Consider the following 26786-nt stretch of genomic DNA (forward strand, 5'->3'; position numbering starts at 1 on the left):
AGGTATATGTAAGACCTAAAAATTTATCATACAAGCGTACTATCTTTTTAACATCATGGTATGGTTAAGAGTACTTGCTCCTTTTATTTTATAGCGAACAATATACAATCCATTAGATATGTCCGAAATATTCATAGAAGATATATTATCGTCTTCAAATGTTTTTATCAATTGTCCAGTATTAGAATAAACAAAAACAGATTCTACATTTATATTTGCCGGTAATTTAAAGTTCACTATATCCTTTGCTGGATTTGGATACAAGAAAATTTCTTCATTAGGGTGACTTGTAATTTCATCTATGGAAAGTGTTTGATCATTCATAAGTGCTTGTACACTTTTGAATAAATTAAGTCTACCTCCAGTGGTAGTAATATTTTCTATAGATGTTTTAGGATCTACATTATCTAGAATATATCCTCTTACTCTTCTAGCCGCTTCTTCGGGATCGCTAATTGCTAACTCAGCAAAAGAATCGTTTGGCGCAGAATATAGCAGTGCAATAGCACCTGCTACATGTGGTGTAGCTCCAGAAGTACCTCCAAATCCTCCATAACCGCTTCCAGATGTAATCGTATATGCGTTCTCTCCATGAGCACCTAAATCGATAGTAGTTTTTCCATATCCAGCGAACTGAACTTTTTCATCATTTTGATTCATGTTAGTTACAGTTATTAAAAAATCACTCGGACAGGCGGTTGGTAAATCCCCAACCACATCTACATCCTGATCATCATTTATAGTTGCACCTGCATTTAGTATTCCATTCTCACCTAGCGTATCATAAAGTGCACACCATAGTGGTGCATCTGCGGGTTGACCGAAATCTACTCCCCATGATGCATTGGTAGCAACAACAAAAGCCCCTTTCGCACCATTGGTTTCGTTATATAATTTTCGATTATCTAAGACATAAGAATACGCTCTTATCACTTCTTCTTCAACTCCAGTTCCTCCATCAATCGCCATTACTTTTACATCCCAATTTACTCCTGCTACACCAATATTATTATTTCCTTTTGCTCCAATTATTCCACTAACAGGAGTTCCGTGCCCTAAATCTCCAACATTATCATCATTAGTTGCTGTATTCCATCCTCTTACATCATCTATATATCCATTACCATCATCATCTATACCATTACCAGCTATCTCCTGAGTATTCATCCAAATATTATCTTGCATATCCGGATGATCAAACTGTATCCCATCATCAATAACCGCAACTACAATTTCATGACCGTTCGCTGTGGTTCCTCCTGTGGTAATATCCCAAGCTTCGTCTGCATCAATATCTTTATCATCTGCCTGAAAATATTGCCATTGCCTATTAAAATCGGTATCATTTGGGACTGTAGCTCTTTTTGAAATAACGTGATTAACTTGTACGATTTGGGTATTTCTATTTCTGGAAACATCATTCAAAACCGTTTTCATTTGAATACTCTTATGGTCAAAACTAAATTTCCAAATATTAAGTGATTTTGAAACTAAAACGGGGTTACTTAATTGTGTGCTAGACTTTTTAAAATCTTGAACAAACGTTTTCCCTGAGTATTCTTTGTCAAGCTGAACAAGAATTTCTCCGGGAACATATTTTGCTGTTTGAGCGATTGTATGAAAACACGAATAAAAAAACAGAAAACAAATTAAGAAGGTGTTGTTTTTCATCAAACTAAATTTTTAGAGGTTTGTAAATAATATACCCACTAGGCCTAGCAGTTTATAATAAGAACAAACAGATCTCTAAAAACCCTAATTTTTTTTATATTTAATATTGAAAAACTTTTCCATCATCACCAATTTCTACATTCTCGAAAACAGTTAATGCTTCTTCTCTGAACAGTTCTATATTACCATATCTTGTAGAGTAGTGACCTAGAATCAGGTTTTTAGCGTTTGCTTTTTTTGCAATGGTAGCCGCTTCAATTGCTGTACTATGTCCTGTCTTTTCACATAAATGCTTATGACTTTCTAAAAAAGTCGACTCATGATACAAGGTAGTAACATCCTGTATTAAAGATATTTTATCTTCATCATATTTCGTATCACTACAAAAGGCATAACTCTTTGCAGGGAGCGGATCATCTGTTAATTCTGAGTTCGGAATAATACTTCCATCTTCTAATATCGCGTCCTTACCCTTTTTTATAGATTTATAATATACTTTATCAATATTATAATTAAGTACTTTGCTCATCAAAAGCTTTCGATCTCCTAATTTTTCTTGAAATAAGAAACCATTACAATAAATACGATGCTGTAATGGTATAGTCTTGACAACCACCTTTTCATCCTCAAAAACAATCTGAGAATCCTCACTTTTTAATTCATGAAAATGTAAAGGATAATCTGTCCAGGAATTTGAAAGTTTAAGCTGTAACGTAATAGCTTCTTTTATACCTTCTGGACCATAAATATGAAGTGGATTTTCCCTATTCAACATCCTAAATGTCGAAACCAAACCTACTAACCCATAAAAATGATCTCCATGAAGATGTGAAATAAAAATATGATTAATTCTAGAAAATTTAATTTTATTTCTTCTTAGCTCTACTTGTGTTCCTTCACCGCAGTCTATAAGAAAAATATGATTATTTATTTCTAATACTTGAGATGTAGGGTTCGTGAATGTTCTTGGAGTCGCGGAATAGCAGCCTAAAATGGTAACTTTCAATTTATTTAATATCTTAATTTAAAAAATGTTCAAGATAATCTAATCCTTTATATTAATCAATATTAACGACCAAAAGAATCAAAAGTGGTAAGTAAATTGATATAACGATCCGCAGACATTTTCCTGTAACCTGTTGCTCCAAGTACTTTTCCTTCTTTATCGATAACCAGAATAACCGGAAAGACCATTTTTCTGTTATACTGTTTAGCTAAAGCATAATTTTTTTCCTTTTGTTCTTCTGATAACCTGTTCTTTTTGCGCTTGGAAAATCTGCTTTCACCCATACAAATTTTTCATCAGCGAATTCTTGGAATTCAGAATTGGAAAAAATTTTCCTTTCTAATTTAATACAAGGCGGACACCAATCGGAACCAGTAAAAAGTAAAACAATATTTTGATTTTTTTCTTTAGCTATTTTTTTAGCTTCATCAAAATCATACTTCCAGTCTTGCGAAATAACATTGGTCGAGATCATCAATGTTAATACAAGAATAAACGGGGCTATTTTATTCATAATTAATAGGACGTAAGAAATGAATTTTGATTACAAAAAAGTGTAATTATTTTTAAAAATCAAGATCTCGCTCAATTTCTTCCATTTCTATCAGATCTAAAGCTTCTATTAATGTTGGCACAATAGTGATCTCTTTTGGAGATTCATCATACGAAACTTGGTCAGTAACTATTACAAAAGAACGTTTATTCGACTTGTGTTTATTAGATACTCTTAGGAATTCATTAATATCACTAACAGACAAGTCTTTTAAAGAAAATAAATTTGCAACGATGTTATCATTTTTTAAAGAATCATATTTATTCTCTATTCCTTTTACAAAATCTACAACTGTAGCTTTTTCTTGAGTAATTATGGTTGTGGAACCTTCTTTATTGAATATCATACTATTATTGTTTTATTTTTGAAGCTAAAAGATAAATAACCGCCATTCTCACTGCTACTCCGTTTTGAACCTGATCTAGTATTATGGCCTGTTTAGAATCAGCTACATCACTCGTGATTTCAACACCACGATTGATAGGACCCGGATGCATAATTACAATCTCTTTATTGAGGTTATCTAACAACCTCTTGTTTACTCCAAACTGTTGGGTATACTCTCTAGTAGAAGGGAAATAACTAATTTCCATTCGTTCATTCTGCACACGTAACATATTCGCAACATCACACCATTCAAGAGCTTTAATAAGGTCCGTTTCGACAGTTACTCCAAGTTTATCAATATATTTTGGAATTAATGTTTTAGGACCACAAACTTTAACCTCTGCTCCCTGAAGTTTCAATGCAAAAATATTAGATAACGCAACTCTAGAGTGCAAAATATCTCCAACAATAACAACTTTTTTCCCTTTTACTTCTCCTAATTTTTCCCGAATAGAATACGAGTCCAACAAGGCTTGTGTAGGATGCTCATGAGCACCATCTCCAGCATTTACAATACTTGCATTCACATGTTTAGAAAGAAAAACACCTGCTCCTGGATTAGGATGCCGCATCACTACCATATCTACTTTCATAGATAATATATTGTTGACAGTATCTATAAGTGTTTCTCCTTTTTTAACCGAAGACGAAGCTGCAGAGAAATTAATAACATCTGCAGATAATCTTTTTTCGGCTAACTCGAATGACAATCTTGTTCTCGTACTATTCTCAAAAAATAGATTGGCAATAGTAATATCTCTAAGAGAAGGAACCTTCTTGATAGGTCTATTAATAACTTCCTTAAAGTGATCTGCTGTTTCAAAAATGAGGTTTATATCTTCATTTGTAAGATATTTTATTCCCAGTAAGTGATTTACACTTAATTCGCTCATTTCGTATTTAAATTTAATTTTTATCTACTCACTAAGTAAACTGCATCTTCCCCTTCATTTTCCACCCAATTTACCTTTACCTTTTCTTGATTAATTGAATCCACCTGTCTACCTCTATAATTTGGTTGTATAGGTAGATGTCTACTAAAACGTCTATCAATTAGTGTTAGTAATTCTATTTCCTGAGGTCTGCCAAAAGATTGAACTGCCGTTAACGCAGCTCTTATACTTCTTCCTGTATATAATACATCATCTATAAACACAACTCTTTTATCTTCTACAACAAAATTAATATCGGTCTTATTGGCTTCTAGTGGTTTTTCACCTCTCCTAAAATCATCTCTATAAAAAGTTATATCAAGATACCCTAAATTCAAATTGTGTAGCTGATATTCGTCAACGAGAATTTTTTGGAGTCTATTAGCTAAGTAGGTACCTCTTGGTTGTATTCCTATTAGGACAGTATTATCGAAATTTGTATGGTTTTCTATCAATTGACAAGCCAAACGGTGCAGAATAATATCTATCTCTTTTGCACTAAGTAGTAATTTTTGACTCATAATTTCCAAATAGACATTTGGTTTACAAAAGTAATCAAAATTTAGGATTAATCAATCTTCAGCATGTTTTAAAATCTATTAAAGATAAGATATTAAATATCAAAAATTAAGCTTTTTTTATATCAATTCAGAGATAATGTATTTTAAAGTTTAACACATTATTCTTTGATTTCTATCCATGGACCACCTATTGGAGAAGGTCCAAAAGGTCCTGTTGCAGGGTTTGGAAGAAGATTCTTATACGGGTCTTTATAATCATAAATTTTTCCAGACAGCTTATCCAATTTATATGTAACAGCATAGCTATCTCCGATTTGTATTTCATAAAAATCATAACGCTCTCTTATTGTAATGCGCCTTTGTGTTAAAGGATCGATATAATATTTAGCATCATTACTATTGTTAAGCTCTAATACATTTGCTATTATCTTTACTTTATCTTCTGTGTTTTGATATAAGAATGTCTTGCCGAAAGCATCACTAATTTGTTTATTCTTTTCATTATATATAATTCTGCCGTTGGAACCAGAAACTTTATCCAAAGACACATATATGGTTTTATTCATATAATACTTAGAGTTCATTTCAAGATAACGTATTGGGTAGTATTGCTGAACTTCAACTTTGACATCCATATCATTATACCATACTGAAATTGATACCTTCTCATTATCCAAAAGAGATGCTGGATCCTTGCTAGCATCCTTTAAAGCAGTTCTTATAATTTGATCTCGTCCAAGTTTTCGTGTTTGTGTAACGATCTCTTTAAACTCTTTTAATTGTTCTTTAGTATGCATTAGCTGACCATTTAATGATGATTGTATGAACACACCCAATATAAGCCCTAGAAATATTTTTTTTACACTATTCATAATATTCTAATGACAAAACTCTACAAAATACTACATTTTTAAAACCCCAATATCAGTGAAAATCTTATCCCATTTTTCCGTAAACAAAAAAAGACCATTCTAACGAACGGTCTTTCCAATTTATTTATGGATAAAAAAGATCTAGTTTCCTCCTTTTTCCATTTTAGCTTTAAGATCTGCTAACGCATCGATATCACCAAGTGTGGTTTTCTCTGAGTTACTAGCAGCGGCTTTCTTAGCAGCCTGCTTAACGATCTTAGCTTCTTCTTCTTTAAATAAAGCTGTATGAGAAGCTACCACTCTTTTGAATTCTTTATTAAATTCAATGATTTGGAATTCTGCTTCTTCACCTTTAGCTAATTTCTTACCATCTTCTTTTTCTAAGTGACGAGATGGYACAAACGCAACGATATCCTCATTAAACTCGATAGTAGCACCTTTGTCTACGATCTCAGTAATAGTGTTCGTATGTTTAGTTCCAACTGCGAACTCTTTTTCATACTTATCCCAAGGATTTTCTTCAGTTTGCTTATGACCAAGACTTAATTTACGTCCTTCAACATCTAATTCAAGAACAATCACATCTAACTTATCACCAACGTTAGTAAAGTCAGATGGGTGCTTGATTTTCTTAGTCCAAGAAAGATCAGAAATATAAATTAATCCATCGATACCTTCTTCAAGTTCTACGAATACTCCAAAGTTTGTAAAGTTACGAACGATACCAGTATGTTTAGAACCTACAGGGTATTTAGAAGTAATATCAGTCCATGGATCTGGAGTTAATTGCTTAACACCAAGAGACATCTTACGTTCTTCTCTATCTAATGTAAGGATTACTGCTTCTACTTCATCACCAACCTTTACGAAATCCTGAGCAGATCTTAAGTGCGTAGACCATGACATTTCAGAAACGTGAATTAATCCTTCTACACCTTCTTCTACTTCGATAAATGCACCGTAATCAGCTATTACAACTACTTTACCTTTAACTTTATCTCCAACTTTTAATTCGTTATCAAGAGCTTCCCAAGGATGTGCTTTTAATTGCTTAAGACCTAATTGGATACGAGTCTTAGCCTCATCAAAGTCTAAGATTACAACGTTTAATTTCTGATCAAGTTCAACAATCTCATTTGGATGATTGATTCTAGACCAAGAAAGATCAGTAATATGGATAAGTCCGTCAACTCCACCAAGATCAACGAATACACCGTAAGAAGTAACATTCTTAACAGTACCTTCTAATACTTGACCTTTTTCTAATTGACCAATAATTTCTTTCTTCTGCTCTTCGATATCTGCTTCGATAAGCGCTTTATGAGAAACAACAACGTTTTTGAATTCGTGATTAATTTTAACCACTTTAAATTCCATTGTTTTACCTACATATGCATCATAATCACGAATAGGCTTCACATCGATTTGAGAACCTGGTAAGAATGCTTCGATTCCGAAAACATCTACAATCATTCCTCCTTTAGTTCTACACTTTACAAATCCGTTTACGATTTCTCCAGTATCATGAGCATTATTTACTCTATCCCAAGCCTTAATTACTCTAGCTTTACGGTGAGATAATATTAATTGACCAGTAGCGTCTTCACGTACATCAATTAAAACCTCAACCTTATCACCTACTTTAAGATCTGGGTTGTAACGAAATTCATTTAATGAAATTACACCTTCACTCTTTGCATTAATATCAATGATAGCATCACGATCTGTAATATTGATTACTGTTCCTTCAACTACCTCATCATTTAAGGTGTCTACAAAATTTTCTGCAACTAGCTTTTCAAACTCTTCTAATTTTGAATCTGCGATTGGGTCAATACCTTCTTCGTAGTTGTGCCAGTTAAAATCTTTTAAAAATTGCTCAGGGTTTTCCTGTTGAGGAGAAGCTGCAGGAGCTGCCTTTGGAGCTTCTACTTCCTGAACATCTGTGTTTTTTGTTTCTTCAGACATTGAAGATAAAATTTGTATCCTGTATTTGTTTGAGAATCAATGCGAAAACTTATACAGAAGCGTTAAATTAAATTAATTTTCACCCCTTTTTATTCTCTTACTCGCTAAAAAGGGCTGCAAAAATACAATTTAATTTATTAGAAAACAAAGTATTAACTCCTATAATCTGGTTGAAATATAAATCATTATAATAATGTATCGTTTCAATTACATTTTTTCATAAGTTTTACTTTCCTTTTATCATTTCCGACACGATACACTCATCAGTATAATCACTTGAAAATAAGATAAATAAATTATTTACCATTCGAATTCAAATTATCTACAGTTATTATTATAATACTCAAGTATTGGTGTTAAAGATTTATACTTTTTAAATTTAAAATCAGTTCCAATTTTTTCAACCAAAGAAGGACATTCAGAAAAATACTCTTTAAGCCTTTTATGCATATTCACATAAGGTTTAACTAATTTTTCGGCATATGGATCTCCTTTTTTTTGAATAAAATATACTGCTTGACCAATAGAAAAAGCACCAACTCTTGCCGCAGTAGTAGGTTCATTATAAATTTTCACATTTTCATAATCCCAAGCTATGATTGCCAGATACTTTTGTTTTTTCTTCTTTTTGTAATTACGTTTACTTAAAATATATGTATACGCTACAGTGTCTTTTTTCTTATATATTTCGAATTTTTCTACTGTATTTATATTGATTTTTTTCTTTGACTTGTCCTCATATTTAATACTTAAGCTTTTGTCGTCATATTTTAGTTTCCCATATTCAGTAGTTCCATCTTTATAAAATACTTTACTTCCTTTCTTAGAACCACTAATATCAAATTTTTGTCCGTAAATATTAGATCCTATAATTATTGTCAAAAACGTTATGATTACACCTATTTTTGCTTTCATCTTTTTTGATTTTAAACCAATACCCTCTATAATTTGATTTTCCTTTTAGCGAACACCTTGATTACAACAATCAAAAAATAGTAATGCTCTTATTTTTTATAAAACGTGGAAATAATAAAAGAGGGTACTTTTTATATTTATTCCTTAGTATAAGTATCTACATAAGTAAAATCACCTTCAACATATTCTAATGTGAGTGTAGTTTCTGTTAACCCTAGAATTGTTTCTTCTTCTGAAGCTCCTGCAAGTACTGTCGTAAGAATGTTTCCTTCTATAGACCAACTTCCTGAGTTATCAAAACTTTGGCAAGTAACACCATTCGTATCTCCATGCTCCACATAAGATGCTGTGTTATCTGCATTAAACTCATAATAATCCATTAAATCACAAGAATCCAAACTATCAGGCTCCCCATTTTCTGTAGAACTTGTAAGCACCCATTTACCAATGATTAAGGTTTCAAAATTTACAGGGTCGATAACAATGACATCATCATCGCTGTCGCATGAAGAATTGAAAAGAATGATGACTGCCATTAATGATGTTAGTATTGATTTTTTCATAAGGTAAGTTTTATGTTATTTTTGTTCATATTTAATTTATTCTCATCAAATAGATCACCTTTTAATTGTAAGCTTATGCACTGAGAATACCTATTGATAGTTGCGAAGATATAAGACAAAAATGCTCTAAAAACACCTAAAACTTGGGTTTGTGATGAATGGGTCACTAATTGTGACGAAATGAACATTACTGAATTTTCAATTTAGAAATAGTAATAAACTATCAAAAAAACTTTCAATTATTTTATTGAATCTAAAATCATTAGTTCAGAATTTTAAAATCGAAAGCAAAAAGCATATTCTAATCAAAAGACGATCTTATCCAAGTTTGATTTATATGTCTTACCTACAGGAATATCCTCATCATTTATTTGCACAAATTTTAAACTCTTGGTTTGCACTTTATCTATTCTTACTAAATATGAACGATGAACTCTTACAAATTCAAGCCGATCAGGTATTTGCTTTTCATACTCACCAATTTTCGCTCTTATAAGATGTTTTTCGTTAAGTGTATGAATTTCCAGATAGTTTCCAGAAGATTTGAAATACAAAATATGAGAAGTATTTAATTTTATATCCTTACCAGATTCTTTGATAATAATGTAATGACTCTCTCCTTTTATTCTTTTAAGTAAAACTCTAAGAAGTTCTCTAATAACATCCCTATTGTATAATAATATTCGAAACCTAAAAAAGCTATAGATAATACCCGAAAATACAACTATTGTTAAAAACTTAAACCACCATGTTTTCCAAAATGGCGGTATAATCTTAACATATAACTTCTTTGTTTCTGGATTCCAATCTTTAGATTTCAGTTTAGATTGTAATTCAAATGTATAGGAGCCTGGAGGAAGTTCAGGATATTTAATTTCTTTATTTTGGGTTACATTCCAATCTTCTTCTAACCCCATCAATCGATATCTATATAAAATTTCACTTTCTTTTTTAAAAGAAATGGCTTTATAATTAATAGTAATGGAATTATTATTGTATGGTAATTCTCTTAATAGTGTACTATCTTTTCTAAAATTATTGACTCGGACAGAGTCTATAGATAACCAATGATTAGTTACCAAAGTACTATTTCCCGATAATAGTTTTTTTGGAACAGAGCACAAACCATTTTTTGTTGCGACCCATACGGTATCGCCAATAACCTCTATATCATTTACTTCATTACTAGGCAGTCCATTCGCTGTAGATAACCCCGTTATTGAACTAATGCATTTATCATTGAAAACAATTTTATTTAAACCAGAATTAGTAGCTACGTAAACTTCTTTGTTCTCTATATGAACTTGATTTGCTAGATTGCTATTCAATCCTTCCGATTTATTTATCGAAATAATAGTGTCCTTTGATTTTATAATTAACCCAGCACCCATACTGGCCATGTAGTACTTATCATCAGCATAGTCAATATCTTCTAATCTATTATCAAAAAGAGGATGTTGATCACGTAAATCCTGTAATGAATCATTTTTATATTCGAATAAACCGTCAAAAGTAGCTAAGTAATAGCCATCATTAGAATATTCAATATCATGAATTCTCTTAGACACAATCTTTTTGACGATTCTTTCTTTTTTACCAGAAGCATATATCTTGAAAAATTGAACTCCTCCTAAAATTGGTGTTCTATTACTATTATCTGAAATAATTTTACCGTGATCAAACAGTATTTTTTTACTTAGTGAACTGTCAATTTCCTTATGCCAAAAATCAGGAATCGAAGAAACTAATAATTTATCATCTCTTTCATAATATTGAACATTTGCTCTATAATTATCATAGGATTTACATAGGAATGTAAAATTTCCATCTGCATATTGATATACTTCCCCATTATGAAAAGAGATGTATAAATTATTTTCCTTATCATTGGTTAATTTCAATACATTTTGATTGGTCCCAAACGAATTGTATATTTTTATGAATGGATTTTCTATATAAAAAACTCCCGAATCCAAGGTGCTCAACCAAATTCCTCCTTCATGATCCTTGATGATTTTTGTTACTGATTTATCCTTTAATAAATGATCAACTAGTTCTCCTTTATAATTGTAAATTTTTATACCTTCATGTTGTAAACCAATCCAAAAATGCTCGTCATCCAGCTCTCCCGAAATGATAATATTATTAGACTGATCTAATTGCTGTTTATTCTGATTGACATCAAACATGAAAACCTTTTTATTCAAGGTAGCAACAAAAATATTTTCATTCTTTTTTCTAATTACTCCATAATACCCGTTACCTCTAGACTTTAGATATATAACATCATTAGAGGATATTGGAGCTTTATCAAGTGTAAAATAACTATTAGAATTTTTATCAATGTTGATTTTATAATGGGTGATTGAATCACCTTCCACGATACTCAAAGTATTTTTATAAGTACCATTCTTATCTATTTCAACATATCCTGCAAGCCCTTTGAATGTTATAAACAAGGTATTATCTTGATCAATCTGAATATCATTAATCGTAAAATTTATAGGTATATGCTCTAACAGATAGTTATATTGAAACTCCCTAAATAACTTTTCATTAGGGTTGAAGAAAAATAGCTTTTTATTAAAGGTTGAACACCAAATAATTCCATTTGGCTGTTCATAAAAATTAAAGATAACGATATCCGTTAGACCTTCTTTTAAGGTGTATTTTTGAAATTCGTACCCATCATATGAAGTAAGTCCTCTATCTGTAGCAAACCACAAAATACCTTTTTGGTCTTGAACAATATCATAAACTTCAGAACTACTAAGACCATTATTTGTAGTGAAATTTTGATACACATAGTCTTGTGCAAAAGAGTTCCATATGTATAAACTACATAGACCGAATAAAAAAACTATTTTCCGAAAGTACATTAAACTATTTGACCTCAATATAAAACTAGTTTTAACACGGTTTGTGTAAATATCAATCTAAAAAAGATTAATTGCCACAATTTATATACCAAAATAATACAATAAAGGGCATATAATTATACTGCTCTTTTATGTTGAATATTTTAGGATGATTTGTCTTCTTGCTTATCCTCGAGATTTTAAAACCTCTACGACATCTGCAAGCTTATATCCTTTCGCCTGCAGTAAAATCAAATAGTGAAAAAGTAAATCTGCACTTTCATCTAAAAATAGCTTGTCATTATTATCTTTTGCTTCGATCACGACTTCTACAGCTTCTTCACCGACTTTTTGAGCAACCTTATTAATTCCTTTTCGGAAGAGAGATGCTACATAAGATGTTGAATTCTCTTGGTTTTCTTTTCTATTCTGGATAGTATTCTCCAAATCTGTTAAAAATCCAAAAGTCTGAATATTATCTTGAGCCCAACAAGTATCATCCCCTTTATGACAAGTAGGGCCAACTGGTTTTACAGTAACCAACAAAGTATCTTCATCGCAATCATTTTTAATATCTACCAGATTTAAAAAATTACCACTCTCCTCGCCTTTAGTCCATAATCTTTGTTTAGTTCTACTAAAAAAGGTCACTTTTTTTGTTTCAACGGTTTTCTGATAGGCTTCTTCATTCATAAATCCTAACATTAATACGTTTTTGGTTGAAACATCCTGAATAATAGCTGGAACTAGTCCATCGTTATTTTTATTGAAATTTATTTCCATTTTTTTTATTTGTAATACCACTATTGATATGGATTAATTATATTATTCTATTGTAAATTCTTGGCTAAATAATAACCTCAAATCAATTACAATCGAACAGGAATATTATTGTTTCTTAATTCTTTTTTTAAATCTTCTATTTCTATTTCTTTAAAGTGAAAAACACTTGCTGCTAATGCTGCATCCGATTTTCCTTCTTTAAAAGTGTCCACAAAGTGTTGTATATTACCAGCACCTCCTGAAGCAATTATCGGGATATTTAAGTCATCAGACAGTTTTGCCAAAGCTTCATTTGCAAAACCATCTTTAGTACCATCATTATCCATAGAGGTAAACAGAATTTCTCCTGCTCCTCTTTCTTCTACCTCTTTTGCCCAATCAAACAGATTCAATTCTGTTGGCACTTTACCTCCTACCAAATGTACTTTCCATTCACCATCAATTCGTTTTGCATCAATGGCTACTGTAATGCATTGGCTACCAAACTTACCTGCTAGGTCATTAATTAGTTGTGGGTTTTTTACCGCTGACGAATTCACGGAAACTTTATCCGCTCCGTTTTTTAATAAGATATCAACATCTTCAATAGAAGAAATACCGCCACCTACAGTAAATGGAATATTTACTTTTTCTGCCACTTTAAGTACTAAGTTTGCTAAGGTTTTTCGTCTTTCTTCAGTTGCCGAAATATCTAAAAACACCAATTCATCTGCTCCTGCTTTAGAATAGATATCCGCTAATTCTACTGGATCACCAGCATCTCTTAAGTCCACAAAATTGACTCCTTTAACGGTACGTCCATTTTTAATATCTAAACAAGGTATGATTCGTTTTGTAAGCATATTTATAAATTGTAAGTATGTAGTATTGAGTATTAAGACTATTCATTAAACCCCTTCATTTATTACTCTGTACTAATTATTTATTCATTTTTTATATTCAGATCTATACCATCATAAAAACCTAAACTATTATTCTTTAGTTGTTTTGTCCAAAATGCAATTTGTCCGGTATGATAGGATAAGTGTTCTGTAACGTGAATAGCTATTCCCATACCAGAAAAGTTAAACCCTTGCACTTCTCGTTTTCTCATGTATTCTGAATCCGTACAATTTCTTATAGTATTCTTGGCTTCRGAAACAGTCTTATTGATTTTTTCTAATAATTCATCTTTTAAAAATCCATCTGTAGCTTCAAACTCCGCATCCCGATCTCTCTTATCTTCTAAATTACCTAAAGATGCTATGGCATACTGAGTAATATTACCACACAGATGTAGTATCAAATTACCTATACTATTCGAAGATTCATTAAATCGTTTCCAAATATCATCCTCAGAAAGTTGATCAAAACTTATTGTAATCATTCTAATACTTTCATCCAATCTGTAGATGATTTGTTCTTTAAATTCCTGAATTATTTCCGAATCCATTTTTTTAGTTTGTTTGAAGAATATAATTTTCTAATTGTTGTAAGCTAATTCTATTTTCATAAATGGCTTTTCCAATGATTGTTCCTTCACATCCCAATTCTGCTAATTTCGGAAGCTCTTCAAATGCAGAGATTCCACCAGATGCGATTAATTTAATACTATCAGAACTATCTAGAATCTTTTTATACAAATCAAATGAAGGTCCTTCTAACATACCATCCTTACTAATATCTGTACAGATCACGTAAGAAACTCCCTCTTTCTGATATTCCCGAATGAAAGGAATTAATTCTTTATCACTTTCTTCTAGCCAACCACTTACAGCAATCTTTTCGTTCTGAGCATCCGCACCAAGAATTATTTTATCATTCCCAAACTTAGATAACCAAGACTTAAAAGTTGCAGGATTCTTTACAGCAATACTTCCTCCTGTAATTTGATTTGCTCCACTTTCAAAAGCTATTCTAAGATCTTCATCTGTTTTTAAACCGCCTCCAAAATCAATTTTCAAATTTGTTTTTGAAGCTATTTGTTCAAGAACCTTATGGTTTACAATATGTTTAGACTTTGCCCCATCCAAATCGACTAAATGTAAATACTCAATTCCATGTGCTTCAAACTCTTTTGCAACCTCTAGAGGATGCTCGTTATATATTTTTTTAGTATCATAATCACCTTTAGAAAGTCTAACACATTTTCCTTCTATGATATCTATTGCTGGTATTATTCTCATTTTTTAGTTGATAGTTGTTAGTTTTTATTTTAGTAATAAGTACAGAGTACAAAGTATACTTTAATATGGTTTTTATTTATTTTGAAATACTCTTTTGAAGAGCATAATTCATTTTTTTAATTTCCGCACATAACATTAATAATTGTGCAATTTTATTCATCGAAACAAAATTCAATCTACCAATTAAAATTAATTGTGTCTCCAATTCAGTAGTTGATCCGTTAGCCATACTCAAAAAACGAATAAAATCCTTATTGGAATTTCTTCCAGCTCCTTCAGCTATATTCGAAGGAATTGAAACACTACTTCTTTTTATTTGAGAAATCAATCCATATTTCTCATTTTCTGGTAAAATATCGGTTACTGAATAAACTTGTTCCACTAAATCCATTGCCTTTTTCCATATTTTCAAATCCTGATATTTATTCATCCCATTATCAAATACAACTTAATACTACACACTTATTACTATATACTTAAGAAATTACTCAAAATCTTTTCTCCTGCAGTACTACTTTTTTCCGGATGAAACTGGGTACCATAAAAATTATCTTTTTGCAATGCTGTACTATACGAAATTCCATAACTAGATTGTGCAATTGTTTCATCTGTAACAGGAGCATAATAGCTATGGACTAAATAGATATATTCGTCTTCGGATATACCTTGGAACAATGGCGATTTTAGAGAAGTTATCTGATTCCATCCAATCTGAGGAACTTTTACATCTTTATGAAATCTAACTACATCCGTATCAAAAATACCTAAACCTTCTGTATCTCCTTCTTCTGTATAATTACACATTAACTGCATTCCTAAACAAATTCCTAAAACGGGTTGTTTTAAATCCGGAATTAAGCTATCCAAACCAGAAGCTTTTAGTTTTTGCATAGCACTACTTGCTTCTCCTACTCCTGGAAAAATAACTTTATCAGCAGATTGAATCTCCTTAGGATCATCACTAAGTATAGCTTCATAACCTAATCGTTGAATTGCAAATTTGATCGATTGAATATTTCCAGCTCCGTAATTGATAATTACTATTTTCATTTACATTGTCATTCCAGCATAAGCTGGAATCTTTTTTAATTTAAACCTTCTACTTTACTATGGATTCCAGCTTGCGCTGGAATGACAAAAGCATTGATTATAACATTCCTTTTGTGCTTGGTAAAATCATTTTTTCGGGATCTCTTTTCACAGCTACTTTAATTGCTTTTGCGAAAGCTTTAAAAATAGCTTCAATTTTATGATGTTCATTCGTTCCTTCTGCTTTTACGTTTAGATTTGCTTTTGCTCCATCTGTAAAAGACTTGAAAAAATGATAAAACATTTCTGTTGGCATTTTGCCTATCATTTCTCTTTTAAATTCTGCATCCCAAACAAGCCAGTTTCGTCCTCCAAAATCTATTGCTACTTGTGCTAAACAATCATCCATTGGCAAACAAAAACCATATCTTTCGATACCTAATTTATTGTTTAATGCTTCGCTAAAAACTTCTCCTAAAGCAATAGCTGTATCCTCAATAGTATGGTGTTCATCAACTTCTAAATCTCCCTTCACTTTGATCTCTAGATCCATTTGTCCATGACGAGCAATTTGATCTAACATATGATCAAAAAATTCTAAACCTGTAGAAATATCACTTTTTCCTGTTCCATCTAGATTTAGTTTGATATAAATGTCAGTCTCATTCGTTTTTCTACTTATATCAGCTACACGTTCTTCCAATTTCAAAAATTCATAAATCTCCTTCCAATCAGTAGATGTTAACGCTATACTTTCTGAAATAACTTTTGAATCCGTTTCTATTTCATTGGCGCCAAGCTGAGGATCTTCGGAAAGAAAAATTCCTTTAGCACCAAGGTTTTTGGCTAATTCCATATCAGTGATACGATCTCCTAAAACAAAGGAATTTTCCAGATCATATTTCTCTTTATCAAAATACTGAGTTAACAAACCTGTTCTTGGTTTTCGAGTATCTGCATTTTCATGCGGAAAAGTTTTATCAATATGAACTGCATCAAACACAACTCCTTCTTTTTTGAATGCTGCCATTACTTTATTATGTGCTGGCCAAAAGGTGTCTTCGGGAAAGGAATCAGTTCCCAACCCATCCTGATTGGTGACCATTACCAATTCATAATCCAGTTCACCGGCAATTTTAGCCATGTACTGAAAAACTTTTGGATAAAACTCTAGTTTCTCTAGACTATCTAATTGATAATCAACAGGTGGTTCTAAAACCAAAGTCCCATCTCTATCGATAAATAATACTTTCTTTTTCATTTTTTTGTCATTCCAGTAAAGACTGGAATCTATTTTTAATTAAACATTTTGTTATTTATGGATTCCGGATCAAGTCCGGAATGACAATTACAAATTCTTTAGTGCCTCAATTAACTTTTTATTTTCGAATGACGTACCAACCGTAAAGCGCAAGGTATTTTCACAAAGTGGTTGTGTTGTTCTATTTCTAATTACAATTCCTTGATTTAGTAACTGATCATATCTAACATTAGCATCATCCACTTTTACCAAAACAAAATTAGCATCAGACTTATAAATTTTTTCAATAAACCCGATTTCCTCTAAATCAGTTATCATCTTCTCCCTTTCTTGTAAAATATTACTGACTTCTTTTTGCACGGATTCAACATCTTCTACTCTTTCTAGAGCTTTCCGCTGTGTTAACTCATTTACATTATAAGGAGGTTTAATTTTATTTAATACACTTATAATCTCTTTTGAAGCATAACACAACCCAAGTCTAATACCTGCCATTCCATATGCTTTAGAAAGCGTTTGTGTGATTATAAGATTTGGATACACTTTAAGTTTCTGCACCCAACTTTCCATAGTTGAGAAATCAATGTACGCCTCATCAATTACTACCAATCCATTAAAACCTTCCAGAATCTGAACTATACTTTGTTCAGAAAAAGAATTACCTGTAGGATTATTAGGAGAACATAAAAATATGATCTTGGTTTGTTGATCTATAGTCTCTAATATTTTAGAAACATTAGGCTCAAAGTCGTTAGTTAAAAGAATTTTATGATTTTGAACATCATTCGTATTCGCTAATACGTTATACATGCCATATGTTGGAGGCAAGGTTATTATATTATCAATTTTAGGCTCACAAAAAGCTCTAAACAAAAGGTCTAGCACTTCGTCACTTCCATTACCTAAAAGAATATTTTGAGGAAGAATGTTCTTTTGTTCTGCTAATACCGCTTTTAGACTTCGCTGCTGTGGATCTGGATATCTGTTTACCCCATTTTCATATGGATTTTCATTTGCATCCAAAAATATCATTTCAGAACCATCAGAAACATATTCATCTCGAGCGGAAGAATAAGGTTTTAATCCCTTAACGTTCTCTCTTACTATCTGATTTATGTCGAATTGTGTTGTATTCATTATTTATTATTCTTCATCATTTATTTAAACTACTATAAATTACTGCTCCTATAAATGCCAGCACAAAAATTAAAATACTTATAACTAGCACTAATAAGATCAATACAACTAGAAACCTTAAAAACTTTAAAAGAATTTGTCCTGTGCTATAATCTCCTAATTTTTTATAAGTATAAGAGTAATAAAAGATGATAATTAGAGAACTTAATAAGTAGATCATTGGATCCGTGACTAATCCTAATAAAAAGAAAAGCGTTCCTGAAAACAACCCCAATCCTAGTAAATATGAATTAATCACTAAATGCTCGCCATAATTGTACTTCTTTTTACCAAAAACTAATAATGATAAGAAAGCATAAAAAGGAATCATTAGAAAAGCCATAAAATTGAAATACTTAAGCATAAAGTTTTGGACTCCTCTATTTATTTCCTTTTGCTCTTCTTTGTACAATAAAAACTGTTCTTGATATGCTACTGTGTTTTTATCTAAATTGGGCTTTGTTAATGAAAACATTGTTTCATAATAAGACTCATTTTGCGCTGAAAGGGCAAACTCAATATACTTATCTGAAAAAAAGTTAAACACAAATGTAGCAACCGCAGTACCAATTACCAGAAATGCAAATGGATTCATATACCGCTTTCTTGTTCCTGAAACATATTCAGAAATCACTTTATCGGGAGATGTAATTACACCGACTATTGTTCTTATAAAAAGATTATCAAATCCCAGAATATTATTAAAAAAATCATTTTTTAATCTCTTCAACGTAATCCGTTCTCTAATAACTTTGGCACCGCAAGATTCGCAATAATCTGCATTTTCAGGTATGATATGTAAGCAGTTTTTACAATTCATTTGTTTCCTTTATTATTCTAATCCTTAGCTATTTTTATTTAGGCTCTTTAATCTTAATGTAACTGCATTTTTATGCGCTTGTAAACCTTCTGCTTCAGCCATAATTTCGATGGCACTTCCAATATTTCTTATCCCTTCTTTAGATAGTTTCTGAAATGTCATAGACTTCATAAAACTATCAAGATTTACTCCACTATATTGTTTTGCATATCCATTGGTAGGTAAGGTATGATTGGTCCCTGAAGCATAATCACCTGCACTTTCTGGTGTGTAATTTCCAATAAAAACGGAACCAGCATTCATGATATTATCTATATAATATGCTTCATCTTTTACGCATACAATAAAATGCTCTGGTCCATATTCATTAATTAATTCTAACGCTTCTTTATCATCAGATACATAAATCAATTTAGAATTTGCGATAGCTGCTTCGGCGATTTCTTTTCTTGGTAAAACTTCACATTGTTTTGCAACCTCTATTTCTACCTTCTCTATCAAATCTTTAGAGGTAGAGACCAAAATCACCTGACTATCTTTTCCATGCTCTGCTTGACTTAATAAATCTGAAGCTACAAAAGAAGGATTTGCCGTATCATCAGCAACCACAAGCAATTCACTAGGACCTGCAGGCATATCAATAGCTACTCCGAATTTAGTAGCTAATTGTTTTGCAACGGTTACAAATTGATTTCCAGGCCCAAAAATTTTGTATACTTGCGGTATTGTTTCAGTACCAAACGTCATTCCTGCAACTGCTTGAATTCCTCCAACCTTAAAAATCTTAGTAACTCCACATAGATTTGCCGTATATAATATGGCTGGATTAATCTTACCTTCTTTATTTGGAGGAGAACATAAAACAATCTCTTTACATCCTGCTATGCTTGCAGGAACAGCTAACATAAGAATAGTAGAGAATAATGGAGCAGTACCTCCTGGTATATATAGTCCAACTTTCTGAATTGGCCTTTTCTCCTGCCAACAACTCACTCCATTGGTTGTTTCTAATAAAACCTTATCTGTTTTTTGTGCTGTATGAAAAGCTTCTATATTAGATTTTGCCAATAAAATAGCATCTTTAAGCTCAGAACTAACAGACTGCCGAGCTTCTTCAATTTCTTTTGGAGATACCAAAATAGCATCTAAAGAAACTTTATCAAACTTTTCTGTATATCTATTGACCGCTACATCTCCTTCTTTCCTAACTTCATTAAAAACATCTAGAACAATACTTTCAATATCTGCTACAGTTTGAGTTGGTCGTTTTAATACTTCGGACCAAGTATTTTTTTCTGGATTATATATTTTATTCAAAACAATTACTTCTTATTTAATCTCTTATCTTACGAGATATTACCTTATCTACTATAATTCTTTTTGAAAATGATATGCGATTTTCTTATACCCTTGATTTTCCCAAAATCTATGTGCGTTTTTATTACCTACATAACAATTTAACTCAGAAGCTACACAACCTTTAGATTTTGCATAGTCAAAAATCCAATTCATCATGAGCTCTCCGATTCCTTTTCCTTGATATTCTGGAAGAATAAAAACATTATCCGGTTCTACATGCTTTCCGACATAATATTTAGTAAGAAACCACAATCCTGAAATACCAATCAATTCATCATTATTATAAACCCCTATACATTCATATCCTTGTGCAATCATTTCAGATAATCTACTGGATAATAATTTAGCTCCGATATTGGGATTTAACTCCTCTAAAAAAGGAATGATAATTTCTAGATTTTCTTTGGGTATAAGACGGATCGTAATCATAATACCATTTTTTCAATCGGGCATACTAAAATTCCTTCGGCTCCTTCGGCTTTTAATTCATCAAGAATATCCCAAAACTTATTTTTCTCAACAACTGTATGGATAGAACTCCATCCTTTTTCAGCAAGAGGTAAGACTGTCGGGCTTCTCATTCCAGGAAGAATATCTACAATACGATCAATTTTATCATTAGGTGCATTCAGTAATACATATTTTGAGGCTCTTGCTTTCAACACCGCTTGAATTCTGAATTGTAATTTTTCCAGAATCTCTTTACTTTCTTCACTAATTTTAGGAGAAACCGCTAATACTGCTTCCGAAGTAAGCATCACCTCCACTTCTTTCAAATTATTTTTAAATAATGTACTACCACTAGATACAATATCGCAAATAGCATCTGCCAAACCAATATTTGGTGYGATTTCTACAGATCCAGAAATTTGGTGTAAGTCGGCAGAAATCCCTTTTTCTTTTAAATATTCAATAACTGTATTTGGATATGAAGTCGCTATTTTTTTTCCGTCAAGATCTTTAATAGAGTTGTACTCCATATCTTTAGGCACTGCAAGTGAAACTTTGCATTTAGAAAAATTTAGTCTTTCTGCAATAGCAATATCTTTTCCCTTCTCTACTAATACATTTTCTCCAATGATCGCAATGTCTACTACTCCGTCTCTTAAATATTGAGGAATATCCCCATTTCGTAAGAACATCACTTCCATAGGAAAGTTCCTTGTAGCTGCTTTTAATTGATCCTTGCCATTATCAATAGAAATTCCACAATCTTTAAGAATCTGAACCGAATCTTGATTAAGTCTTCCACTCTTCTGAATGGCAATTTTAATTTTTGTCATTTTTTAGTTGTTGTGTTTGGTCAGTTCAAAACAAATTTTAAAATAAAAAAACCCGCTTGAAGATGCTCAAACGGGTTATTATATATGTTTCACTTATACACATACCAACTTACCACGCCTGGGCGGAGATAAAAGTATGATGATGATGTATAAGAATGTTTCTCATTTTTTCAAATATGCAGCGAATTTAAAAAAAATATTTTTTTCTCAAAATGTATTTCGTCTTAAATTTTTGCTATTCATCTTTTTTCCAAGTATAAATCACTATGTAATAACCAATTAATCAAAACATTTTATAACTTTAAGAGAGTAACACTAATCATCAACCTATGAAACATTTAATTTCCTTTTTAATTTTTATACTATTCGCATTGTTAGCCATGTGGTGGTATTATTCATGTCCTATATGCTTGGGAGATCGAAATAATAACCCAACTGTCAACGAACAAATAGATGCTGAGGCTGAAAAAAAAGCAAAAAAAGCATATGAAGATAGTATAGCCTTAGCAAATGGTTTATACGCGTGGGATATTGATAATAATGACATTTTTAGATATCCAGCAAATCTTCAAATAAACAATAGTAATTTAGAAGTTTTTATTCCAGAAAAGATAAAAGGTTTTGAAACAAAAATTGCCGATTATTTAGGAACACATCAAGATCAAGAATTGATGATATATGGTTACGAAACTTCAAAAGAAAGAGAAATTGATAGTTTAACAGGTATTACTAGAGCTAACTTTATCAAAAACATTCTAATTAATTCTGGAATTAATGGTGATCGAATTGTTCCTAAAGCAAAATTAGTTAATTACACTTACGATACGAACGGTACTTATAACGGTGGAATTCTGTTAAACTTTCATACACTTGACCAATCTAGATTGGAAGAAGTTGAAAAAGGTATTGCCAATAAAACTTTATATTCTGATTTTGGATCCAAAGAATTTAAACCCGATGCAACTCTTTCTAATTATGCACTAGAGTTAAAAAGTTATCTCAATAAGTACCCAACTAAAAGTGTATTGATAACAGGGCATACAGATGATGTTGGGGATGATGATTCTAACCAATTTTTTGGTTTAAAAAGAGCAGAAAATGTCAAAAAACACTTCATTGCTCAAGGAATTCCTGAAGATAAACTCACATCAAAATCCAAAGGAGAATCAGATCCTATCGTTCCTAACACTAGTGAGGAAAACCGCGCTAAAAATAGAAGAATAGAAATAATCGTAAACTAAATACCAACTATAACAATGTTAGATTTTTTAAATGAAGCAAACTGGTGGTGCCTTTTATTATTATTGCTAATAGCATTCCTTTTAGGATGGTTGTTATCAAGATGGGTACTTAAAAATAAATATCAATCCGAACTAGATAAATGTCTCAGAGAAAAGGAAAAACTTAGAAATGGAAGTTATAAAAAAGCGAATACTACTTTTTCTAAACCTGTTCCTGTAGAAGCTCCAAAAGCTATTGAAGTTGCAGAACCTAAATCGATCGAAAAACCTAAGTTAAATTTTGAGAGTTTTGGTAAAGCGGACGAAACCCAAAAGGATGATCTGAAAAAAATAAGTGGTGTTGGACCATTTATTGAGCAAAAACTAAATAGTATTGGAATATATACTTTTGATCAGATTAGCAGATTTACTAAAGAGGATATTGAAACAGTTACTGAATTAATACAGTTCTTTCCTGGTCGGATTGAGCGTGATAATTGGACAAAACAAGCAGAAGAACTCAAAAACCAAAAGTAATACAAATCACATGCTATTAGTTAAAGCCTTTAGTTTATAGACACTTAAAGGCTTTTTTTATCCGTTTAAAAGAATGACAAAAAAGTATTAGATTTACGGATCTAACTAATTTTCTCTATATGTCATTATCTACCTTAGATTGGATTATCATCATATCCTTTTTTATCATTTTCGCTTCTATTGGTATTGCAGTGTCAAAAAAATCCGGAAAAAATGCTAGCGAGTTCTTTCTTTCTGGAAGAAACATGCCTTGGTGGTTATTAGGGATTTCTATGGTAGCAACCACATTTTCTGCTGATACTCCAAATCTTGTTACCGATATTGTGAGACAAAATGGAATTTCTGGAAATTGGGTTTGGTGGGCATTTTTACTCACTGGAATGCTAACGGTATTCGTTTACGCAAAATTATGGAGGAGATCAGAAGTGTTAACAGATCTAGAGTTTTATGAAATTCGATATAGTGGTAAAGCAGCTGCCTTTCTAAGAGGGTTTAGAGCATTGTATTTAGGAGTATTTTTTAACGTGATGATTATGGCATCTGTATGCTTAGCAGCTATTAAAATTGGTGGGATTTTATTTGGTTTAGCTCCTTGGGAATGTGTATTATATGCATCTATAATTACAGTAATTTATAGTGCTTTAGGAGGTCTAAGAGGTGTTATCTTTACAGATTTCTTACAATTTATCGTAGCAATGATTGGCTCTATAGCTGCTGCTTATTATTTGGTTAATCTTCCTGAAGTTGGAGGGTTATCTAATTTATTAACACATACAAATGTAAGTTCTAAGCTAAATTTTTTACCCGATTTTAATGACTCGAAATCACTCATAACTCTATTAGTAATTCCTCTAGCTGTTCAATGGTGGAGTGTTTGGTATCCCGGTGCAGAACCTGGTGGTGGTGGCTATATTGCACAACGAATGCTATCTGCTAAAGATGAAAAAAATGCAATTGGTGCTACTCTATTATTTAATATCGCACATTATGCGCTACGTCCTTGGCCATGGATCTTAATCGCTTTAATTTCTTTAGTCCTATTTCCTGAATTAACGGCTATACAAAAAGCTTTCCCAAATGTAGATGCAGGCATCATAGGTCATGATTTAGCGTATCCAGCGATGCTTACTAAATTACCATCAGGCTTATTAGGACTTGTAGCAGCATCTTTAATTGCAGCATTTATGAGTACTATATCCACGCACCTTAATTGGGGATCTTCTTATCTAGCAATCGATTTTTACAAACGTTTTATCAATCCAAATTCTAGTGAAAAACAATTAGTAAATATTGGTCGTTTAAGTACGATTGCACTTATGTTTTTTGCGGCGCTTATTGCACTAGCTTTAGAAAGTGCTTTGAGCACTTTCAATATTCTTTTACAGATCGGTGCAGGTACTGGTTTAATATTTATTCTAAGATGGTTTTGGTGGCGTATTAATGCCTATAGTGAAATTACTGGTATGATCGTTTCTTTTGTTATTGCCCTTTGGTTTGAATTTGCACATGCGCATGTTTTTGGATCACGCTTAGAAGGATATCAAGAATTAGTTATTGGTGTAATTCTTACCTCTATAAGTTGGATTTCAGTAACATTATTAACCCAACCAACGAAGAAAGAAACTCTTTTACAGTTTTATAATAAAGTAAAACCCTTTGGAGCAGGATGGAACGGTTTTAAACAAAAATTGGAGAAGGATAATATCACCCTAGATACAGGTACTGATAAATTTACTATTGATCTTGCATCTATGTTATTGGGTGTATTACTTGTTTACTGTTCGTTGTTTGCAACAGGCTATTTCATTTATGGAAATCTATCCGGTGCATTAGTATTATCAACAATAACAATTATAGCAATCGTTACTTTACTAAGAATTAGAAAGAAGTAACTACTTATATTTCTAAATAATACAATGCTTCTACATATAACTTGGTAGCTCCTGTTTTATCTTTTTTATCACTAAGTTCTTTTACCGCTCCGGCAATTTTCATTTTTGTCTCAGGAAATTTTTTAAATTCTTTAGAATGAGCGATAATATAACTTGAAGAAGATTCTATATCTGTAACTTCATAAACATTATATGTTTCTACAATTGGTATCATACTAAAGGTTGTTACTTTTCCAGCAACAATAGGAACCATTATAAAACCATTGAAATTTGATTTGGATGCAATCTTTTTAGGCACTCCAGTTACTATTACATTCGAGGACACATCGGTCATTTCGATTCCTTCAGAAGGCACTATTTCTTTAGCTTTATAGGAGTTATAAACCAATTGCAAATCATTTGATAGAGAAGATATGATTAGGTTTTTATGAGTGTTGTTTAATTTAGATGTAGCAATATCCAGAAACAGTATCATTTTTTGTTTATCACTAAATAAACCAGCTACCTTCCCTAATTCAGCTGGGGAAATCACTCCATCTTCAGCTTTAGTTAAAATATTATAAAACCTTCCTCCATTATCCAGTTCATTTATAGCTTCTTCATAATTTTCAAAAGGAATTATTTTTTTCATAAGTTTTGAATTCTTTTTAGTTTATAGATTAGTACTCTACACTTTCTATATAGGTTATTTTTGTAAGTAGAAATTTCATAATTTATACGTGAAGAAATTGATATAACATTCCACCAATAAACTCTCCGAAATGATAAACTAAAGCAATACCTACCATAGAAACATATAGCACATTTACAACTTACTTTCTTTTACTATCCTTCTCTTCCTTCAAAGAAAGAAAACCAGCAAAATTTAACAATACAAATAATAAATGATTCATACTTAAATAAATTAGTTTATCTATTGGTAGTGAAATCCTTAAAATTGTTACATCATCAAGTGTATTAAATATCCCAAATTATAAAATCAAAAAAACATCATATAACTGGTATATGATGCTTT

Annotated in this window: 28 protein-coding genes; 3 read left to right on the plus strand and 25 right to left on the minus strand. The window is 31.6% G+C overall.

What is annotated here, in order from left to right; all coding sequences use genetic code 11:
• Positions 1 to 39 precede the first annotated feature (39 nt).
• The 24 genes from GBO31_RS11335 to hisG form a co-directional block, all read right to left on the minus strand.
• Complete coding sequence (locus GBO31_RS11335) at positions 40 to 1671, minus strand: S8 family peptidase (protein ID WP_219008458.1); 1632 nt, start codon at positions 1669 to 1671, stop codon at positions 40 to 42.
• Between the two features lie 100 nt (positions 1672 to 1771).
• On the minus strand, positions 1772 to 2677 hold the full coding sequence (locus GBO31_RS11340; protein ID WP_219008459.1) for a ribonuclease Z: 906 nt from the start codon (positions 2675 to 2677) through the stop codon (positions 1772 to 1774).
• 62 nt (positions 2678 to 2739) lie between these two features.
• Positions 2740 to 2865, minus strand: coding sequence for a hypothetical protein (locus GBO31_RS27200; protein WP_281422465.1), 126 nt, complete (start codon positions 2863 to 2865; stop codon positions 2740 to 2742).
• Between the two features lie 20 nt (positions 2866 to 2885).
• Positions 2886 to 3191: a thioredoxin family protein gene (locus GBO31_RS11345; RefSeq protein ID WP_246615846.1), complete on the minus strand. Its 306-nt coding sequence runs from the start codon at positions 3189 to 3191 to the stop codon at positions 2886 to 2888.
• 52 nt (positions 3192 to 3243) lie between these two features.
• Positions 3244 to 3576, minus strand: coding sequence for a ribonuclease Z (locus GBO31_RS11350; protein ID WP_219008460.1), 333 nt, complete (start codon positions 3574 to 3576; stop codon positions 3244 to 3246).
• A 4-nt stretch (positions 3577 to 3580) separates the two neighbouring features.
• Complete coding sequence (locus tag GBO31_RS11355; protein ID WP_219008461.1) at positions 3581 to 4510, minus strand: aspartate carbamoyltransferase catalytic subunit; 930 nt, start codon at positions 4508 to 4510, stop codon at positions 3581 to 3583.
• Between the two features lie 20 nt (positions 4511 to 4530).
• Positions 4531 to 5070: a bifunctional pyr operon transcriptional regulator/uracil phosphoribosyltransferase PyrR gene (pyrR, locus tag GBO31_RS11360; protein WP_219008462.1), complete on the minus strand. Its 540-nt coding sequence runs from the start codon at positions 5068 to 5070 to the stop codon at positions 4531 to 4533.
• Between the two features lie 158 nt (positions 5071 to 5228).
• A complete protein-coding gene (locus tag GBO31_RS11365; RefSeq protein ID WP_219008463.1) occupies positions 5229 to 5867 on the minus strand; it encodes a hypothetical protein in 639 nt (212 codons plus the stop codon).
• A gap of 216 nt (positions 5868 to 6083) precedes the next feature.
• Positions 6084 to 7910: a 30S ribosomal protein S1 gene (gene rpsA / locus GBO31_RS11370; RefSeq protein ID WP_219008464.1), complete on the minus strand. Its 1827-nt coding sequence runs from the start codon at positions 7908 to 7910 to the stop codon at positions 6084 to 6086.
• Positions 7911 to 8228: 318 nt separating this feature from the next.
• Positions 8229 to 8825 carry a hypothetical protein gene (locus GBO31_RS11375; RefSeq protein ID WP_219008465.1) on the minus strand — a complete coding sequence of 199 codons (597 nt, stop codon included), beginning with the start codon at positions 8823 to 8825 and terminating at the stop codon, positions 8229 to 8231.
• Positions 8826 to 8962: 137 nt separating this feature from the next.
• Positions 8963 to 9388, minus strand: coding sequence for a lipocalin family protein (locus GBO31_RS11380; RefSeq protein WP_219008466.1), 426 nt, complete (start codon positions 9386 to 9388; stop codon positions 8963 to 8965).
• Positions 9389 to 9693: 305 nt separating this feature from the next.
• Entirely contained in the window at positions 9694 to 12192 is a 2499-nt protein-coding gene (locus GBO31_RS27310; protein WP_219008467.1) for a ligand-binding sensor domain-containing protein, read from the minus strand.
• Positions 12193 to 12432: 240 nt separating this feature from the next.
• Positions 12433 to 13029 (minus strand): bifunctional phosphoribosyl-AMP cyclohydrolase/phosphoribosyl-ATP diphosphatase HisIE, encoded by a 597-nt coding sequence (gene hisIE, locus GBO31_RS11390; RefSeq protein ID WP_219008468.1) that lies wholly within the window; start codon positions 13027 to 13029, stop codon positions 12433 to 12435.
• Between the two features lie 86 nt (positions 13030 to 13115).
• Entirely contained in the window at positions 13116 to 13871 is a 756-nt protein-coding gene (gene hisF, locus GBO31_RS11395; protein WP_219008469.1) for an imidazole glycerol phosphate synthase subunit HisF, read from the minus strand.
• An 80-nt stretch (positions 13872 to 13951) separates the two neighbouring features.
• The gene (locus GBO31_RS11400) at positions 13952 to 14461 is read right to left on the minus strand and encodes a DinB family protein (RefSeq protein WP_219008470.1); all 510 of its coding nucleotides are present in this window, start codon (positions 14459 to 14461) and stop codon (positions 13952 to 13954) included.
• 4 nt (positions 14462 to 14465) lie between these two features.
• Complete coding sequence (hisA, locus tag GBO31_RS11405; protein ID WP_219008471.1) at positions 14466 to 15194, minus strand: 1-(5-phosphoribosyl)-5-[(5-phosphoribosylamino)methylideneamino]imidazole-4-carboxamide isomerase; 729 nt, start codon at positions 15192 to 15194, stop codon at positions 14466 to 14468.
• A 76-nt stretch (positions 15195 to 15270) separates the two neighbouring features.
• Entirely contained in the window at positions 15271 to 15624 is a 354-nt protein-coding gene (locus tag GBO31_RS11410) for a four helix bundle protein (protein ID WP_219008472.1), read from the minus strand.
• Between the two features lie 38 nt (positions 15625 to 15662).
• On the minus strand, positions 15663 to 16244 hold the full coding sequence (gene hisH, locus GBO31_RS11415) for an imidazole glycerol phosphate synthase subunit HisH (protein ID WP_219008473.1): 582 nt from the start codon (positions 16242 to 16244) through the stop codon (positions 15663 to 15665).
• 97 nt (positions 16245 to 16341) lie between these two features.
• Positions 16342 to 17484, minus strand: coding sequence for a bifunctional histidinol-phosphatase/imidazoleglycerol-phosphate dehydratase HisB (gene hisB / locus GBO31_RS11420; protein ID WP_219008474.1), 1143 nt, complete (start codon positions 17482 to 17484; stop codon positions 16342 to 16344).
• Between the two features lie 87 nt (positions 17485 to 17571).
• Positions 17572 to 18621, minus strand: coding sequence for a histidinol-phosphate transaminase (gene hisC, locus GBO31_RS11425; protein ID WP_219008475.1), 1050 nt, complete (start codon positions 18619 to 18621; stop codon positions 17572 to 17574).
• Positions 18622 to 18637: 16 nt separating this feature from the next.
• Positions 18638 to 19480 (minus strand): DUF3667 domain-containing protein, encoded by an 843-nt coding sequence (locus tag GBO31_RS11430; RefSeq protein ID WP_219008476.1) that lies wholly within the window; start codon positions 19478 to 19480, stop codon positions 18638 to 18640.
• 24 nt (positions 19481 to 19504) lie between these two features.
• Positions 19505 to 20797 (minus strand): histidinol dehydrogenase, encoded by a 1293-nt coding sequence (gene hisD, locus GBO31_RS11435; RefSeq protein ID WP_219008477.1) that lies wholly within the window; start codon positions 20795 to 20797, stop codon positions 19505 to 19507.
• 51 nt (positions 20798 to 20848) lie between these two features.
• Positions 20849 to 21268, minus strand: a complete 420-nt coding sequence (locus GBO31_RS11440; RefSeq protein ID WP_219008478.1) for a GNAT family N-acetyltransferase — start codon at positions 21266 to 21268, stop codon at positions 20849 to 20851.
• Positions 21265 to 22122 carry an ATP phosphoribosyltransferase gene (hisG, locus tag GBO31_RS11445; protein WP_219008479.1) on the minus strand — a complete coding sequence of 286 codons (858 nt, stop codon included), beginning with the start codon at positions 22120 to 22122 and terminating at the stop codon, positions 21265 to 21267. Before hisG ends, GBO31_RS11440 begins: the two co-directional genes overlap by 4 nt.
• Positions 22123 to 22451: 329 nt before the next feature.
• Here hisG and GBO31_RS11450 point away from each other — a divergent pair, with 329 nt between their 5' ends.
• The 3 genes from GBO31_RS11450 (at position 22452) to GBO31_RS11460 (ending at position 25771) form a co-directional block, all read left to right on the plus strand.
• Positions 22452 to 23363 (plus strand): OmpA family protein, encoded by a 912-nt coding sequence (locus tag GBO31_RS11450; RefSeq protein ID WP_219008480.1) that lies wholly within the window; start codon positions 22452 to 22454, stop codon positions 23361 to 23363.
• A gap of 15 nt (positions 23364 to 23378) precedes the next feature.
• Positions 23379 to 23879 (plus strand): hypothetical protein, encoded by a 501-nt coding sequence (locus GBO31_RS11455; protein ID WP_219008481.1) that lies wholly within the window; start codon positions 23379 to 23381, stop codon positions 23877 to 23879.
• Between the two features lie 119 nt (positions 23880 to 23998).
• Complete coding sequence (locus tag GBO31_RS11460; protein ID WP_219008482.1) at positions 23999 to 25771, plus strand: sodium:solute symporter family protein; 1773 nt, start codon at positions 23999 to 24001, stop codon at positions 25769 to 25771.
• A 4-nt stretch (positions 25772 to 25775) separates the two neighbouring features.
• Here GBO31_RS11460 and GBO31_RS11465 read toward each other — a convergent pair whose 3' ends face one another.
• A complete protein-coding gene (locus tag GBO31_RS11465) occupies positions 25776 to 26402 on the minus strand; it encodes a hypothetical protein (protein ID WP_219008483.1) in 627 nt (208 codons plus the stop codon).
• Positions 26403 to 26786 lie beyond the last annotated feature (384 nt).

The sequence above is a fragment of the Aquimarina litoralis genome (assembly GCF_019295435.1).
In the GTDB taxonomy this organism is placed as follows: domain Bacteria; phylum Bacteroidota; class Bacteroidia; order Flavobacteriales; family Flavobacteriaceae; genus Aquimarina; species Aquimarina litoralis_A.

Bases quoted from the DNA above. Each gene is read 5' to 3' on its own strand.
- hisH (WP_219008473.1), bottom strand. From the start codon at position 16,244: ATGAAAATAGTAATTATCAATTACGGAGCTGGAAATATTCAATCGATC.
- hisC (WP_219008475.1), bottom strand. From the start codon at position 18,621: ATGAATACAACACAATTCGACATAAATCAGATAGTAAGAGAGAACGTT.
- pyrR (WP_219008462.1), bottom strand. From the start codon at position 5,070: ATGAGTCAAAAATTACTACTTAGTGCAAAAGAGATAGATATTATTCTG.
- GBO31_RS11410 (WP_219008472.1), bottom strand. From the start codon at position 15,624: ATGAATAAATATCAGGATTTGAAAATATGGAAAAAGGCAATGGATTTA.
- GBO31_RS11365 (WP_219008463.1), bottom strand. From the start codon at position 5,867: ATGCATACTAAAGAACAATTAAAAGAGTTTAAAGAGATCGTTACACAA.
- GBO31_RS11355 (WP_219008461.1), bottom strand. From the start codon at position 4,510: ATGAGCGAATTAAGTGTAAATCACTTACTGGGAATAAAATATCTTACA.
- GBO31_RS11375 (WP_219008465.1), bottom strand. From the start codon at position 8,825: ATGAAAGCAAAAATAGGTGTAATCATAACGTTTTTGACAATAATTATA.
- GBO31_RS11350 (WP_219008460.1), bottom strand. From the start codon at position 3,576: ATGATATTCAATAAAGAAGGTTCCACAACCATAATTACTCAAGAAAAA.
- hisF (WP_219008469.1), bottom strand. From the start codon at position 13,871: ATGCTTACAAAACGAATCATACCTTGTTTAGATATTAAAAATGGACGT.
- GBO31_RS11345 (WP_246615846.1), bottom strand. From the start codon at position 3,191: ATGAATAAAATAGCCCCGTTTATTCTTGTATTAACATTGATGATCTCG.
- GBO31_RS11455 (WP_219008481.1), top strand. From the start codon at position 23,379: ATGTTAGATTTTTTAAATGAAGCAAACTGGTGGTGCCTTTTATTATTA.
- GBO31_RS11460 (WP_219008482.1), top strand. From the start codon at position 23,999: ATGTCATTATCTACCTTAGATTGGATTATCATCATATCCTTTTTTATC.
- hisIE (WP_219008468.1), bottom strand. From the start codon at position 13,029: ATGGAAATAAATTTCAATAAAAATAACGATGGACTAGTTCCAGCTATT.
- GBO31_RS11465 (WP_219008483.1), bottom strand. From the start codon at position 26,402: ATGAAAAAAATAATTCCTTTTGAAAATTATGAAGAAGCTATAAATGAA.
- GBO31_RS11440 (WP_219008478.1), bottom strand. From the start codon at position 21,268: ATGATTACGATCCGTCTTATACCCAAAGAAAATCTAGAAATTATCATT.
- GBO31_RS11380 (WP_219008466.1), bottom strand. From the start codon at position 9,388: ATGAAAAAATCAATACTAACATCATTAATGGCAGTCATCATTCTTTTC.
- GBO31_RS11450 (WP_219008480.1), top strand. From the start codon at position 22,452: ATGAAACATTTAATTTCCTTTTTAATTTTTATACTATTCGCATTGTTA.
- hisB (WP_219008474.1), bottom strand. From the start codon at position 17,484: ATGAAAAAGAAAGTATTATTTATCGATAGAGATGGGACTTTGGTTTTA.
- hisA (WP_219008471.1), bottom strand. From the start codon at position 15,194: ATGAGAATAATACCAGCAATAGATATCATAGAAGGAAAATGTGTTAGA.
- GBO31_RS11335 (WP_219008458.1), bottom strand. From the start codon at position 1,671: ATGAAAAACAACACCTTCTTAATTTGTTTTCTGTTTTTTTATTCGTGT.
- GBO31_RS27200 (WP_281422465.1), bottom strand. From the start codon at position 2,865: ATGGTCTTTCCGGTTATTCTGGTTATCGATAAAGAAGGAAAAGTACTT.
- GBO31_RS11430 (WP_219008476.1), bottom strand. From the start codon at position 19,480: ATGAATTGTAAAAACTGCTTACATATCATACCTGAAAATGCAGATTAT.